We start from the raw sequence: 14469 nt of genomic DNA on the forward strand, positions 1-14469 counted from the left end.
GTCACACCTTAAATGCGTTTAGCGCTCGCTCTCGCGCGGCTTTATGATCAACAATTGCTGGCCAATAACTGCTCGACTTACCCTGTTTCGCTAAATAGTCATGCGGAAAATGGATTTGCTTGGAAGGTATTTTTTCCAGCTCTGGTAAATATTTACGGATAAATTCACCATCTGGATCAAATCGCTCGCTTTGGGTGATAGGATTAAAAATTCGAAAATACGGCTGAGCATCACACCCCGTACTTGCAGCCCATTGCCAGCCACCGTTGTTAGATGCAAGGTCGCCGTCTATTAGGTGCTGCATAAAAAAACGCTCGCCTTTACGCCAATCAATTAATAAATGCTTGGTTAAAAAGCTCGCAACCACCATGCGTAAGCGGTTATGCATCCAGCCAGTTTGCAGTAGCTGCCTCATTGCAGCATCAACTAACGGGTAGCCTGTTTTACCTTCGCACCATGCTTTAAAGTCGTTGTCATCATCACGCCATTTCACAGCGTTGTATTTGTCGTTAAAATTTTCGTACTTATTTAGGTTTGGATAAATCGCGATAAGATGGCGATAAAACTCACGCCAAATCAATTCGTTAACCCAACAAAATAAATTGCTCTTACTGCTGCGTAGTACATCAGGATGGCGCTGCTGGATCAGTGCCAATAATTGATGAACGCTGACAATACCAAGGGCTAAGTAAGGGCTTAAACCCGAGGTGCCTTTAATGCTTGGGATATCTCGTTGGTCTTGATATGTTGTGAGTTTTTCTTCAATAAAGCGCGCGCAAACGTGGCTGAGTGTTTCATCATCAACAGGCCATTTTTCTGAGCTGCCGTCTGACGCTAATAACTCATTTGGCTGCCACTCAGTGGGCTCAAACATCTGCGGTGGTTCAGCAAAATAAAAGTGGGTGTCTTGATAAACTTTTAGCCATGCATTTTTAAATGGCGTGAATACTTTAAACATTTCGCCGCTTTGATTTTTGATGCTTCCCGGCGGTGCAATTACATCGCCGTCGTATGCATAAAAAGCAATCCCTTTGCTATCAGCGTGCTGTAAAAAGGCTTTATCTCGGTTTACTTCGTTAAGCTCATATTCGTTGTTGGCGTATACATTTTTTACTTGATGTTGCTCGCAAAATGACGCTAATTTCTCAACACAACCAGCATAATTGGCTGCATCAATAATATGTAGTTCAATACCTTTACTTGCTAAAAGCTCTCCCAAGAAGCTAAGCCTACGCTTTAATAAATCTAGCTGAATAGCAGCGACATCATGCTTTTGCCATTGCTTTTCAGTAATAAAAAATACCGCATTTCGACAACCATTTTCGATTGCCTTATACAAGGCGTCGTTATTAAAAAGGCGCAGATCGCGCCTAAACCAAAATAATGTATTCATTAAATTCCGTAGCGTAGTTTTAATTCGTTCGGATAGGGGTCAAGATACACTTGCTTAGCAAGATACTCGTTTGGGTGCACTTTTAAATGATGCTTAATTAACGTAAGAGGTACGTAAAGTGGCACTAAGCCTTGGCGATATTCATCAATGGCATCACGTAGTTCTTGCTTTTCAATCTTAGAAAGCGATTTTTTAAAATAGCCTTGCAAATGCATTAATGTGTTTGCGTTATTTTTACGTGAAGCTGGTTTTTTAAGGGCTGTCATTAACCCTAAAATATATTCATCAGCCAAAGTTTGGATATCTTCGCCATCAAAAGTGCCAAGTAGATTTCCTAGACTACGGTAAGCTTCATAATTGTGTGCCATCAATAAGTACTTATATTGGGCATGAAACTGAGTCAATCTATGTACTGTGAGTGGTTGCTCGCTTAATGTTTGCCAGTGCTTGTAGGTATAAACACGCATTACAAAGTTTTCGCGAAGGTGCATATCATTTAAACGACCGTTTTCTTCGCATGGTAACAATGGGTTATGTGCCATTATTTGCTCTGCAAAAAAACCCACCCCTTCTGAAGTATTGCCTGTACCCGCTTCGTTGTAGATTTTAATACGTTCCATTCCGCAACTAGGACTTTTTGCGCAAAACACGAAACCGCTTAATTCTGCAGTTTGTTCTGTCGCAACACGTTTGCCGTATTCTGTTAATTTAGGGCCAACATCGCCAGTGCCATCTGGGCGACACACTTTAATAGTATCGCCAACACGCACTTGACGAATAGTTGGCCGAGGGATTGGCAGGCCTACCGCTACTTCAGGACAAAACTTTTTATATTCAACATGGTTAGCCAACTCATCCATGCAAAAATTAGATTTTTTGTGCCCGCTGTCAAAGCGAACTTTGTCGCCTGCTAAGCAGGCGCTTAAACCAATTTTAATTGTCGATTGCTGCATATAAACTCTACTAATAGATAAGATTACCAATTGGGTTCAGTAATTTACTAATACCTTTATTGAAGTGTAGGGCACTACTAACAACTGTAAAGCACAAGCACCCTTCAATCGTTTTTGGTGTGTGATTGTGACGACCATCTAACATCATAAAGTCACCCGGTACATAGTGTCCGTCTTCATCACTAAACTCCCCATCTAATAATAAAGTGAGCTCAAATCCAGTATGAGTGTGCTCAGGTATTTCACCACCCGCATCGATATGAAGCAGGCTTGCTCGTAATGGGCCATCTTCTAAATCAATACGTGATCGGGCAAGTTTACCTATTTGCATAAAATTGCTGTGGCCAATGCGTGTAAGTGCTCTAGGTAAAGTGTAGGTTTTATCTTTAACATCAACCGACACCTGTTCTTGCTCGTACACTTCATCAATTGATTCATCAGCGATGATGGCATCAAAAAGTGTTTTATCGAACATATCATCCAAGTCGGTAGATGATTCAGTAAATACATTGTCAGCGTTTTTTGCTTCAAGCGCGACGAGTTCTTTTTGACACACAGGGCACATTTCAACATGAATAGCGACTGCAACACTCAAAGTGGCAGGTAGATTACCTTCACTGAACTTGGCAAGTAATTCGTTGCTAGGATGGTGCTTAATCATGGTGATCTCCCATTTCATTGCGTAACTTCTGCAAGGCTAAGCGAAGACGAGATTTCACTGTGCCTACGGGAATATTTAAATGCTCAGCAAGCTGTTCTTGCGACATGTCTTGAAAGTACACCCCGCGCACAACTTCACGTTGCGCAAGGGGTAATTTATCAAGGTATTGTTTGATCTGTTTATCTTCTAAGTGGTCACTAAATTCGTGCTGGCCCGGCTCGGCTTCATCAATCAATGGCCAAATATCTTCACTAATGCACTCTTCTTTGCTGCTCTTCATTTTTCTAAGCATATCGAAAGATGCATTACGCATTACTGTGTATACCCAAGTTGTCGCTGCACCTTTTTCTTTATGGTAAAGGTGTGCTTTACGCCAAACTGAAGTGAGTGTTTCTTGAACTAATTCCATCGCTTGTGCTTCAGAACCGAACTGCTTTATTCCAAAACGTTTAATTTTTGGTGAGAAATATTGGAAAAGTATTGCAAACGCACGTTTATCACGGTGCTCAGCAACAGCAAATAAAGCATCAGCAAGCTCTTTGCTTGGAGTATCTGGCATGGCAGAGTATTGACCTGTGTTAGGTTTACAACCTGTTTGAAGTTGTTGACTTACCATCTTTATGTCATCCAATTATTGTCGTTAGAAGTAATACGGCAAAAAGTTGATGTTAGATCACATTAATCAGTAAATTCGTTGTTGATTAGAGTATGGAGGAAACTTAGCAAGTTTTCAAAGTTAGATTTATAAGCAAGTTGTTGTTTTTTAACTAACGATATAGGCAAAATTTCAAGCCAACGGGCAACAACCCAAGCAAGGTTATCGAATTGTGGGGCTTTGTATAGGCCTGCTAAATCCGGCTGATTTGCAAATACAGCACGAAGTGTGTCACTCAATAAAGTGTTTTCGTCATTAATTGGCGTGCTTACGTACCATGAAGGTGATGTAATTAGTTCGATGTCAGCATGGCGAAGTTGCTGCTTATCTTGAATAGCGTTGTGCATAGACACTGCATGCTCAGCATAAACATCAATTAATAATTGACCATTATCATCTTGATTGAAGTCGGTTATTTGCACTAAACAACCCATTTCTGGCAAGTTAAGATCTGTGTCGTGTTGGTAAGTGCACAGCACAAAACCTGTATTATCTTGCACAGCTTCTTTGACCATCGTTAAGTAACGCTGCTCAAAAATTCTTAGCTTGGTGAACCCTTCAGGTAAAATAAAAACCGGTAAAGGAAAAATCGCACGCTTCATAAAGTCTACTATTCTTAAACCACATGCCTTTAATTACGTGCGTTTTTAATCCGCCGATCAATATTTCATGAAATCTTAATATCTACTTTGTACTCTAGAAGTTGAACCATTGCGCAACGTTACGAAATAATTCGATTGATGCATACGCACTGAGTAAACTCAAAACCGGTGCAACCATAAGTAAAAATAAGCTGATTTCACTACTCATTGTCTTGTTTCCTTACTGCTTGTTTGTTGCTTTAGGAGCTTGAGCAATTTTTACTTCGTCTTCTTTCGAAGCAATTGCATCTTCACTCATGTAAGTATCTAGTAACTTTTGAGCATCAAACTCAATGCTGTTCATTACGCTTTCTTTCAACTCAATGCTTGCTTGTTGAACATAGCTTTTAACAGATTGTGTAATTGTGTTGCTGATATCTAATTCAAAGTCAGTAGCGCTTGCTTGAGTTGACCCTAATACAAGTAACGCAGCAGTAGTTAATTTAAGTGAGTTATTCATAGTGGTATTCCTTGTCTCTTTAAGTAATTAGTCGTAATTACTTAATCAAAGGTTGTGCCACCCTGAAAATATTTTTTAATCTATTGATTTTTAACGATTTAAAAATAAATTGAATTTTCAACCGCATTCAGGTTTGGTTAATAAAACCAACGAATTTAAATATTTTGACCAACATTTAGTGAAAAAACAAGCATTGCCAAATTCAGCGCACACTTGTACACTGAAACTGTTTTATTCACTCATTTTTAGTAGATAGATATGACACAACAACTCCCTTATTCACGCCAAGAAGAACAACTTAACGTGCTCACTCACGGTATGGGAGTCCTGTTTGCGGTATTTGTGCTGTGGGATTTAATTTCACAATCTAAAGTTGTGTCAGCTACGGTGAGTGCTATCGTGTATGGCTCAAGCCTACTGGTATTATTTTTAGCCTCGACCTTATATCACGCTAGTACCAGAGAGCGTATACGAGCCATTTATAAAAAATGTGACCACTGTGCGATTTACTTGCTTATTGCCGGAACCTACACGCCTTATTTGGTAATTTCGTTATCTGGGGCTTGGGCAATTGCTGCTTTAGTGTTTATTTGGTCTTTAGCGCTTGGTGGTGTTGCATATAAATTACTGGTCAAAAACACGAATAAAAAAGTCTCTCTCGCTACCTATTTATTAATGGGCTGGTTTGCATTAGCACTTGTTTATCCACTTTATTTGAACCTTGATTTAAGCGCTTTATGGTGGTTGCTAGCTGGCGGGATTGCGTACAGTTTAGGCACAGTGTTTTACAGCGCTAAAACCCGCCATTATAGCCATGCAATTTGGCACGTATTCGTGTTAGTTGGCTGTGTTTGTCATTACCTATCAATTAGCTTGTATGTTTATTAGTCCCACTGGTGCAGGCGCATATTAATTTTAGCCTTATTAAAGGTAACACCTTCACTGAGTAGTTTTTGGCGTTGCTCCAGATGCTTATTGCTGCCTTCAGGAAACGATATTTTACCCTGGCTATTAACTACCCGATGCCATGGAATGCTTGAGCCTTCGGGCATTACTTTTAATAACCTGCCCACTAACCTTGAGTTATTAGGGTATCCTGCAAGCTTTGCTACTTGCCCATAACTGGCAACTTTTCCCTCAGGAATGGCACAAATAATGGTATAAATTAAATCTTCTTTAGTTGCCTGCTGCACGACTCGACTCCAAATAGTGTTTACTGACCTCGCTAAAATCTTGCCAAATAGCTCTTGCAACAGGCCCATGATGAACCGAGTGCTGTCTAAATACACGAATTTCTGCGCCAAACTGGTGTTCACGGTCGACAATTTTAATTTGCTGCAATAAACCAGCGTCGATTTCGGCTTGGCAATGTTGCAAACTGATCATTGCCCAGCCCGCACCAGAAAGTAAAAACGACTTAACACTGGTTATATCGTCAATTTTCATTAATGCAGAGCCTAGCGTATAAGAAAGCCTATCACTGTCAAAACTTAAATCGCTTTCAAACATGGCCAAACACGGGTAATTTTGAATATCTGCAAAGCTGATTTCACGAGGCACCACATCAGGCGCACTGACAATACCTATATCAAATTTACCAATCGGTAAACTTTCAAGATCCCCTGTTGCATGAAACAAATCAAACCAAGGGCCAATTCCTAAATCAGCCTGATGACTATTAACCTGCTCAAGAGATACAAAACGCTTGCCTGAAGAAATACTAAACTCTGTACTAGCAAAACGTTTGAAGGTTTGGCTGATCACTTGGTTATAACTGTTTTGATGGCAAAGCTGCTCATAGCAAATTTTATAATTGGCTTCATTACCCAGTGCCAGTTCTTTAGCAAGTGAGCTTAACTCACTGTTTGCATTAAGTAATAAGCGGGCCTCACGATAAAAAATACGGCCTTTTTCTGTTAAGTGTAACCGATATTGACTGCGGTCTAGTAGCTCAAAACCTAGCTCTGATTCTAGCTTTTTGATTGCTAACGTGAGCGCGGGTTGAGTCTTATGCAATTTAAGTGCGGCTTGGCTCAAACTAGAGCTTTGCACAATAGCATCTAGAATGATTAATTGATTTAAATTCATTAATGGCAAACTATATAAATAAAATTTATGCTGTTTCTAAAATTTAATAATTTTTATTTTATATCTTTGCAGCGTATCCTGCAGCAAATTTATGCTTTCTTATCTATGGAGAAGACAATGAGATTGGCACCCGCCGTGTTAATGAGCAGCATGTTTCTGTTACTTGCGGCATGTTCAGAGCAAGCACAACAAAGTGAAGCAGAGCCGGTAGTTCGCCCTGTTAAACTTTTTAATATTGGCAATAATTCAGAGCAAAGCATTCGAAGCTTTCCTGCTGAAGTGGTTGCTAACCAAGGTTCTTATCTTGCCTTTCGTGTGAATGGTGAGTTACTTGAGTTCCCAGCTCTTGCGGGCCAACACGTTGAGAAAGACCAGCTTTTAGCCAAACTCGATCCTGAAGATTTTCAACTGCAATATGATGAGCGTAAAGCACGCTATGAACTTGCTGAGTCTCAACTTGAGCGTGTGCAAAAGCTATTTAATCGCTCTATTGCCAGCCAATCTGAGTTAGACCAAGCGCTTGCTAATAAACAGGTTGCTGAGTCAGCGCTTAAAATTGCCAAAACCAACCTAGATAATAGCGAATTACGCGCGCCGTTCGCCGGTACTGTGGCAAAAGTGTTTGTGAAAAACTTTGAAAACATTCAAGCAAAACAAAACATCCTTCGCCTTGAAACCCGCGACCTAATGGATGTGGTTATTCAAGTACCCGAAAAACTCATTGCACGCATCGATAAAGACGTTCACTACCAACCTGATGTTGTATTTGATGGTTACCCAAACAAGTCATATCAATTAACGGTCAAAGAGTTCGATACCCAAGCCGACCCAATTACTTTAACGTATAAAGTCGTGTTTTCTTTACCTGTGCCAGAAGATTTTAATCTACTTGCCGGTATGACTGGCCGCGTTGATATAGATTTAAGCAAAATCACCAGCTCACAGTCACCTTATACATTACTGCCTGTTGAGGCGGTATTCTCAGAGCCTACTGAATCTGAAAATAACAACAGCTATGTATGGCTTTATGACGAAAACACCGGTTTAGTGCACAAACAAGCTGTTGAAGTTGGCCAATTACATCGTGATGGTATCGAAGTACTCTCAGGGATTAAAGAAGGCCAAATCGTAGTAGCTGCTGGCGTGCACTTTTTAGAAGAGGGCATGAAAGTGCGTCCATGGCAAAAAGAGCGAGGCTTATAATGAGCTTTGCAGCACTCGCTATTGAAAGAAAAGTCATTAGCTGGATGTTCGCGCTGTTTTTACTGATTGGTGGAACGGTCGCTTACTTTGGCTTAGGACAACTAGAAGACCCTGAATTCACCCTAAAAAAAGCCATGGTGATCACCCTTTATCCGGGCGCGTCACCACAGCAGGTTGAAGAAGAAGTCACCTTCCCTATTGAAAATGCAATTCAACAACTACCGTATGTTGATTACGTAACCAGTATTTCATCACCGGGTAAATCGCAAATTACCGTCGAGATGAAAAGCAATTATCGTAAACAAGACTTACGCCAAATATGGGACGAACTGCGTCGTAAAATCAATGATCAGGCATCGTCGATGCCCTCTGGTGTTTATCCAAGCAAGATTATGGATGACTTTGGCGATGTATACGGGGTGATGTATGCAGTCACTGGCGATGGCTATTCTTACGATGAGCTTAAAGATTATGTTGATTACTTAAAACGTGAGCTTGTTTTGGTTGATGGCGTAAGTAAAGTAACCGTGGGTGGCGAGCAACAAGCACAAGTCATGGTTGAAATTTCAACCCGCAAACTTGCCCAGTTAGGTATTTCGCCTAATCGTATTTATCAGCTTTTACAAACTCAAAATAGCGTGTCGAACGCAGGGAAAGTGCGCGTTGGCGATGAATCAATTCGCTTACACCCAACCGGTGAATTTAAAGACGTAAAAGAGCTCGAAAACTTACTTATTTCTAAGCCAGGTGAAAATGAGCTTATTTACTTAGGTGATGTTGCTACCGTTTTTCGTGAGTATGCAGAAGTCCCTAACAATATTATTCGCTATAACCAGCAGCAAGCATTACTGGTTGGCGTGTCGTTTAGTACAGGCGTTAACGTTGTTGATGTAGGTGCAAATATTGATGCTCATTTAGCGTCACTTGAATATCAACGTCCCCATGGTATGGAAATAAATAGCGTTTATAACCAACCTGCTGAAGTTGAAAAGTCAGTAAGTGGCTTTATTATCAGCCTACTTGAAGCTGTTGCTATTGTTATTATTGTGCTTTTAGTCTTTATGGGCTTTAAAAGCGGTGTATTGATTGGTGTAATTCTCCTACTGACCGTTCTAGGTACCTTCATTTTCATGAAGTTGTTTGCCATTGATTTACAGCGAATTTCGCTTGGTGCCTTGATCATAGCCTTAGGGATGCTGGTTGATAATGCCATTGTAGTAACCGAAGGCATATTGATAAACCTCAAGCGCGGACAAACAAAACTGCAAGCAGCAACCAATATCGTTGAACAAACCAAGTGGCCGTTACTAGGCGCAACGGTGATAGCCGTTACGGCCTTTGCGCCAATTGGCTTGAGTTCAGATGCCAGTGGTGAATTTGCTGGCAGCTTGTTCTGGGTATTGTTTATTTCATTATTACTTAGCTGGATCACCGCCATTACCTTAACGCCATTCTTCGCTGATTTAATGTTTAAACAGGCAACGGAGAAACAACCGCATCACGATGAAGACCCTTATCAAGGGGTTATCTTTAATGTTTATAAAGGCGTGTTACATGCAGCAATGCGTTATCGTAAAACGACACTACTGCTAATGGTTATCATGCTTGTAAGCTCTGTGTTTGGCTTTAAATTTATCAAGCAGTCGTTCTTCCCTGCATCTAATACACCGATGTTTTACGTTGATTATTGGCATACACAAGGCGCTGATATTCATACCACAATGGATGGCGTCGCAAAGCTTGAAAAGTTCTTACAAGCAGACCCACTGGTTGAAGAGGTAACCACAACGGTTGGTCAAGGTGCACCGCGTTTTATGCTGACTTATGCACCTGAAAAATCATACCCAGCCTATGGGCAGTTGATTATTCGAGTAAAAGACCGCGAAGCTGTTACAACCATGATCAAAAAAGTACGCGATTACCAACACGAACATGTACTTGATGCTCAGCTTAAAGTTAAACGTATGGAAATTGGCCCATCAACAGATGCAAAAATTGAAGCGCGTTTTTCTGGTGCTGATCCTGTGGTACTTCGCCAATTAGCAAAAGAGGCAAAAGACATTCTGCATCAAGATGCGGGGGCATTTAATATTCGTGACGACTGGCGTGCTCGCTCGAAGTTAATTCGTCCGCAATTTAACGAGCAAAAAGCTCGTCGTTTGGGAATTGCCAAATCAGACCTTGATCAGCTGCTTCTAACTAGCTTATCAGGTAAACAAGTGGGTGTTTATAAAGACGGCACACAAATGCTGCCAATTATTGCTCGCTCGCCTGCTGAAGAGCGCTTAAACGTTGAAAGCCTGCGAGACTTACAAATTTACAGCCCAGTGTTAGGTGTGTTTGTACCGGTGACACAAGTAGTTGATGATTTTATTGTTGAATGGGAAGACAGCTTGATAATGCGACGTGACCGTAAGCGAACCATCACAGTAATGGCCGACCACGATGTTATTGGCGATGAAACACCTGCTAAACTCTTTGCCCGTGTACGAAAGAACATTGAGGCAATTGAGCTACCACATGGCTACGAATTACAGTGGGGCGGCGAATTTGAATCATCTAGCAAAGCACAAAAGGCGATTTTTGGTTCTTTACCACTCGGTTACTTAGCCATGTTCGCAATCACAGTGATGCTGTTTAACTCGGTTAAACAACCTTTAGTAATATGGGCGACGGTGCCATTGGCAATCATCGGTGTATCGGCAGGTTTATTACTAATGAATGCAGCATTTAGCTTTATGGCCCTGCTTGGCTTACTCAGCTTAAGTGGCATGCTCATCAAAAACGGCATTGTATTAGTTGATCAAATTAACCTTGAACTCGATAGCGGCAAAGACCCTTACAAAGCAGTGTTTGACTCTGGTGTAAGCCGTGTTCGCCCTGTAGCGATGGCCGCAATTACTACTATCTTAGGCATGATCCCACTGCTATTTGACGTGTTCTTCCAGTCAATGGCGGTAACCATTATGTTTGGTCTTGGTTTTGCGACAGTACTGACACTGATTGTTGTGCCTGTGCTTTATACCATGCTGTTTAAGATCAAAGTACCTAAACAGCGTCACGCTAATTAATACAGATTGACTCTCAACCAAAAGCCCTATCAGCAAACTGTTAGGGCTTTTTCTTTATTACCTTTATTTTAATAAACAAAAAGGGAGTAAAACCCGCCAAAGCCAGCAAATGAAAATAAGCAACACCAAAAATAAAAGCGCACTGGTTCTTGGTGCTTATAAATGGTGCTAATACTCCCTGCATAGCTTCGGCTACCTACACGAATTTTATTCGTTAGTAATCCCAACACCCCATAACCAACAAACAATAGAGTGCAATAAAGATAAATACATTCTGAAAACTAGCCATTGATAACCCTGTTTATTCGCCGTGCAAAATTGGTCAGCTATCAATTATGAACTTATTTATTATTCTCGGTAAAGTCGGATGCCGAGAGCTTGCCTGTGTCTAGCATAAATTTTTTTATTTAAGATGGGTGTCTAGTTAACGTTAGCAGGTAAGCTCCTAGCTTCCAAAAGGTTTGTTTAAAGTGGGTGTCTATTTAATGATTTTAAGGTGGGTGTCTATTTAACGAATAACTGTTCAACTTGTGTGCTAACCTATTGCTGCTGATTTAATACTTGAAGGATTAAGATGTTAAGAAAAGTGTTTTACTTTTTGATTGCAATACTCAGTGGTACTTTAAGTGCCAATGAAAATACATACTATCAGCATGAGTCTAATGTAGCTTTTCATGTTGCCGTTGAAAGTTTATCTGATGTTGTTTTAGCAATTGAAGAGCAAAATGGATTGATATTTAACTCAAGATGGATTTTTGGGGAAATCGGCACACCAATAGCAGATATTTGTGAAGGGCAACAATCAGCCGATTTAGAGCTCGAGTGTGACTCTGTTTCAAACCGCGCTGTTGAATCTCATTACGACCTTCCACAACACAGCCAGGTTGCTCTGTATTTTAGACCTAACTTGATTGTGAATGGACTCAAATTGATTGAAGCAAGCGTTAAAAACAATGAAGTAGCACTATTACTATTTGAAGATGACAATACAAAAGAGCTGTTCTTTGTAAACAAACATCAACTTAACGATATTATCGAGAAAAAACTCTCTAAAAAAGAATTTAAACCAGCAGGAGACCTTTTGGAAGATGATGCCATTTACCCGAATAAAGGCTAAGGTTGAAATCTGTATCATTTAGAACCCTGAAGCAAACCAGTAAAGACTAGCCAGGGCTCTAATGCACTAAGTTTACTTTTTCAGACTTAATGTGCCGGTGCGTTTAGTACTGCTACGCTTCGTTTGATTTGGTTTTGATGAGTGTGAATTGCCAGCCTTTGACCTTGATTGACCTTGCTTGGCATCACTGCGTGCTTTTTTTACGTATTTAGAAAAATCGCGCTTTTTTTCTTCTTCATTATGTGGCTTTTGCTTGGCACGGGCTTGGGTTGGCTGTTTGTTTTCATCAATTGAACGCTCTTGTGTTTTACCTGAGTCGGCAATTGAGTTATTGATCTCAGCCATTTCTTGTTCGGTTAAGTGGCGCCACTGCCCTACTTTTAACCCCTTTAGGGTCACGTTCATAATTCGTGTGCGCTTTAGAGTCACCACTTCATAGCCTAAATATTCACACATACGGCGTATTTGGCGGTTTAAGCCTTGTGTTAGCACTATAGTAAATTGCTGCGGGCCTGTTTGTTTAACCTTACACTTTTTAGTAACGGTATCGAGGATAGGAATGCCATTTGCCATCTTATTCACGAACTGGCGGTTTAGCGGCTTATCAACCGTTACTACGTATTCTTTTTCATGATTATTACCAGCACGAAGAATTTTATTAACGATGTCGCCTTCGTTGGTTAAGAAGATTAAGCCTTCTGATGGTCTATCTAAGCGTCCAATCGGGAAAATACGCTCTGGGTAATTAACTGCTTTAACAATATTGCTTTGGATTTTTCGCTCAGTCGTACAAGTAATACCAACAGGTTTGTTATAGGCAATATAAACCAGGTTAGGCTTTGCTTTTAAAGGTTTGCCATCTATAAGTACATCATCGGCGTCACTAACTTTTACGCCCATTTCAGGCAAGTTGCCGTTAACAGTAACACGACCTTCTTCAATATATTTATCTGCCTCACGGCGTGAACAAAAACCTGTTTCACTGATAAATTTATTTAATCGCTTTAACTCTGTCATGGCACACTTCTGTCTGGATTTTAAAGCCGCTAGTTTATACCAGAAGCCTTTACCAAGCTAGGTAGAATCTAGGCTCTTTCACTGCACTTTTAGTGTAGTGCTGCGTTTTTGGGCTTTTCGCTCAATAAACTATGTAGCGTATCAAAATCGAAGGCGTACTCAGTGCTTTTGCTGTTTTGCAGTAAGAAGGTTTCAAAGGGGATAACCGACCAATCTTGAATGTTTCTTAGCCAGCTGTAACTTTGAATATTGTGCTTTGTGATCACCCCAAGCTGAAACTTAATCGCATCGTGATTTTGCCAATAAGGGTTGCCATTATGATGATCGACCACGCTAATTAAAGCCCATGCACCCATCATAAAATGCCCGCCAACACTGGCTGTGAGTTTTTGTTGTTCTATTAAGTCTAAATTATCATCAAGCCAATCAATGCCACCTATGAAATAGGCTTTATCTTTTTTACCTTTTACTGCTTCTAGGGCACCTTGCGCCATCAAATCAGACGCACACCAAATCACATTCGTATCTGGGTATCGTTGTAATAATCGGCTCACTTTATTCTCGGCTTCGTGCTTATTCCAACTGGCGTACACAACTTGCTCAAGCTCAACATCTTGTTTTCGTAAATAATGAACAAGGCCGTCACTGCGGGTATCAGATTCAGTGCCATAATGACCATTAATCGCAACAAAGTGAGGCGTTTGCTTTGCATTTGTTGCCTCATCAAGTAAGGCTTTACCAAGTTGCTCACCCGCTTTGAAATTATCGTGGAATACTTCTCCTAGCCAATATTTAAAGCGCTGACGGGGTTTACCCACTTCGTCACGCTCTACGCCAACAATCGTTTCTTCAAGGGTAATAAATTGCACTTTATGTTGTTCAAGCAAGCTCATTGACTGCTCTGCGCCACCTGGGTAATTAATTAAAATGGCGTAATCAGGTTTGGGGTTATATTGCAGGTATTGTTTGAGTTCGGCTAATTGAATGTGGCGATTTCCACCGCCATAAATTGTTGTGAGGGAAACATTATTTTGCTTTGCAGCAACCTGCATCACACTAGTCACTTTTTGCCAAAATAAATCGCTTTTAACTGAAGGATTAACTAACAGCACAGAGAATTGCTCGCCAGCATGAAGTGGTGAACAGCAAAGCAATGTAAAAACCAACAAGCAAACTCGCATTACCACTCCGCTTTATTTTTCTTTGATTG

General features: G+C 40.7%; 14 protein-coding genes. 4 read left to right on the plus strand and 10 right to left on the minus strand.

Translation table 11 applies throughout. The annotated features are described in order from the left end of the window. Position 1: 1 nt before the first annotated feature. The 6 genes from phrB to P4S60_RS19245 all read right to left on the minus strand — a co-directional run bounded on the left by phrB (position 2) and on the right by P4S60_RS19245 (position 4763). The gene (gene phrB / locus P4S60_RS19220) at positions 2 to 1393 is read right to left on the minus strand and encodes a deoxyribodipyrimidine photo-lyase (protein WP_337117129.1); all 1392 of its coding nucleotides are present in this window, start codon (positions 1391 to 1393) and stop codon (positions 2 to 4) included. Next, a complete protein-coding gene (locus tag P4S60_RS19225; protein WP_054551988.1) occupies positions 1393 to 2346 on the minus strand; it encodes a YbgA family protein in 954 nt (317 codons plus the stop codon). The genes phrB and P4S60_RS19225 overlap by 1 nt, the downstream gene beginning before the upstream one ends. A gap of 10 nt (positions 2347 to 2356) precedes the next feature. After that, positions 2357 to 3007 carry a ChrR family anti-sigma-E factor gene (locus P4S60_RS19230; RefSeq protein WP_337117130.1) on the minus strand — a complete coding sequence of 217 codons (651 nt, stop codon included), beginning with the start codon at positions 3005 to 3007 and terminating at the stop codon, positions 2357 to 2359. After that, entirely contained in the window at positions 3000 to 3623 is a 624-nt protein-coding gene (locus P4S60_RS19235; RefSeq protein WP_054562364.1) for a sigma-70 family RNA polymerase sigma factor, read from the minus strand. The genes P4S60_RS19230 and P4S60_RS19235 overlap by 8 nt, the downstream gene beginning before the upstream one ends. Positions 3624 to 3685: 62 nt before the next feature. Beyond that, positions 3686 to 4264, minus strand: coding sequence for an LON peptidase substrate-binding domain-containing protein (locus P4S60_RS19240; protein WP_337117131.1), 579 nt, complete (start codon positions 4262 to 4264; stop codon positions 3686 to 3688). Positions 4265 to 4484: 220 nt separating this feature from the next. Next, positions 4485 to 4763 carry a hypothetical protein gene (locus tag P4S60_RS19245; protein ID WP_063707548.1) on the minus strand — a complete coding sequence of 93 codons (279 nt, stop codon included), beginning with the start codon at positions 4761 to 4763 and terminating at the stop codon, positions 4485 to 4487. Between the two features lie 258 nt (positions 4764 to 5021). On the opposite strand from P4S60_RS19245, the gene trhA reads away from it, so the two are divergent. Further along, a complete protein-coding gene (gene trhA / locus P4S60_RS19250) occupies positions 5022 to 5651 on the plus strand; it encodes a PAQR family membrane homeostasis protein TrhA (protein WP_337117133.1) in 630 nt (209 codons plus the stop codon). Here the strand turns inward: trhA and P4S60_RS19255 are convergent. Together P4S60_RS19255 and P4S60_RS19260 are read right to left on the minus strand one after the other, a co-directional pair. Further along, positions 5648 to 5956 carry an MGMT family protein gene (locus P4S60_RS19255; protein ID WP_054562368.1) on the minus strand — a complete coding sequence of 103 codons (309 nt, stop codon included), beginning with the start codon at positions 5954 to 5956 and terminating at the stop codon, positions 5648 to 5650. The two genes, trhA and P4S60_RS19255, sit on opposite strands and share 4 nt — an antisense overlap. Beyond that, on the minus strand, positions 5940 to 6851 hold the full coding sequence (locus tag P4S60_RS19260; protein WP_337117134.1) for a LysR family transcriptional regulator: 912 nt from the start codon (positions 6849 to 6851) through the stop codon (positions 5940 to 5942). The genes P4S60_RS19255 and P4S60_RS19260 overlap by 17 nt, the downstream gene beginning before the upstream one ends. A 117-nt stretch (positions 6852 to 6968) precedes the next feature. On the opposite strand from P4S60_RS19260, the gene P4S60_RS19265 reads away from it, so the two are divergent. From P4S60_RS19265 to P4S60_RS19275, 3 genes are all read left to right on the plus strand, one after another. Beyond that, positions 6969 to 8054, plus strand: a complete 1086-nt coding sequence (locus P4S60_RS19265) for an efflux RND transporter periplasmic adaptor subunit (protein WP_063707563.1) — start codon at positions 6969 to 6971, stop codon at positions 8052 to 8054. Further along, complete coding sequence (locus tag P4S60_RS19270) at positions 8054 to 11125, plus strand: efflux RND transporter permease subunit (RefSeq protein WP_337117135.1); 3072 nt, start codon at positions 8054 to 8056, stop codon at positions 11123 to 11125. The genes P4S60_RS19265 and P4S60_RS19270 overlap by 1 nt, the downstream gene beginning before the upstream one ends. Before the next feature lie 574 nt (positions 11126 to 11699). Beyond that, entirely contained in the window at positions 11700 to 12242 is a 543-nt protein-coding gene (locus P4S60_RS19275) for a hypothetical protein (protein WP_337117136.1), read from the plus strand. Between the two features lie 72 nt (positions 12243 to 12314). On the opposite strand, the gene rluF is transcribed toward P4S60_RS19275, so the two are convergent. After that, positions 12315 to 13259 carry a 23S rRNA pseudouridine(2604) synthase RluF gene (rluF, locus tag P4S60_RS19280; protein ID WP_337117137.1) on the minus strand — a complete coding sequence of 315 codons (945 nt, stop codon included), beginning with the start codon at positions 13257 to 13259 and terminating at the stop codon, positions 12315 to 12317. 89 nt (positions 13260 to 13348) lie between these two features. Further along, positions 13349 to 14440 (minus strand): ABC transporter substrate-binding protein, encoded by a 1092-nt coding sequence (locus tag P4S60_RS19285; protein WP_337117138.1) that lies wholly within the window; start codon positions 14438 to 14440, stop codon positions 13349 to 13351. Between the last annotated feature and the right edge of the window lie 29 nt (positions 14441 to 14469).

This window comes from Pseudoalteromonas sp. Hal040, assembly GCF_037162425.1.
GTDB lineage: Bacteria > Pseudomonadota > Gammaproteobacteria > Enterobacterales > Alteromonadaceae > Pseudoalteromonas > Pseudoalteromonas gelatinilytica.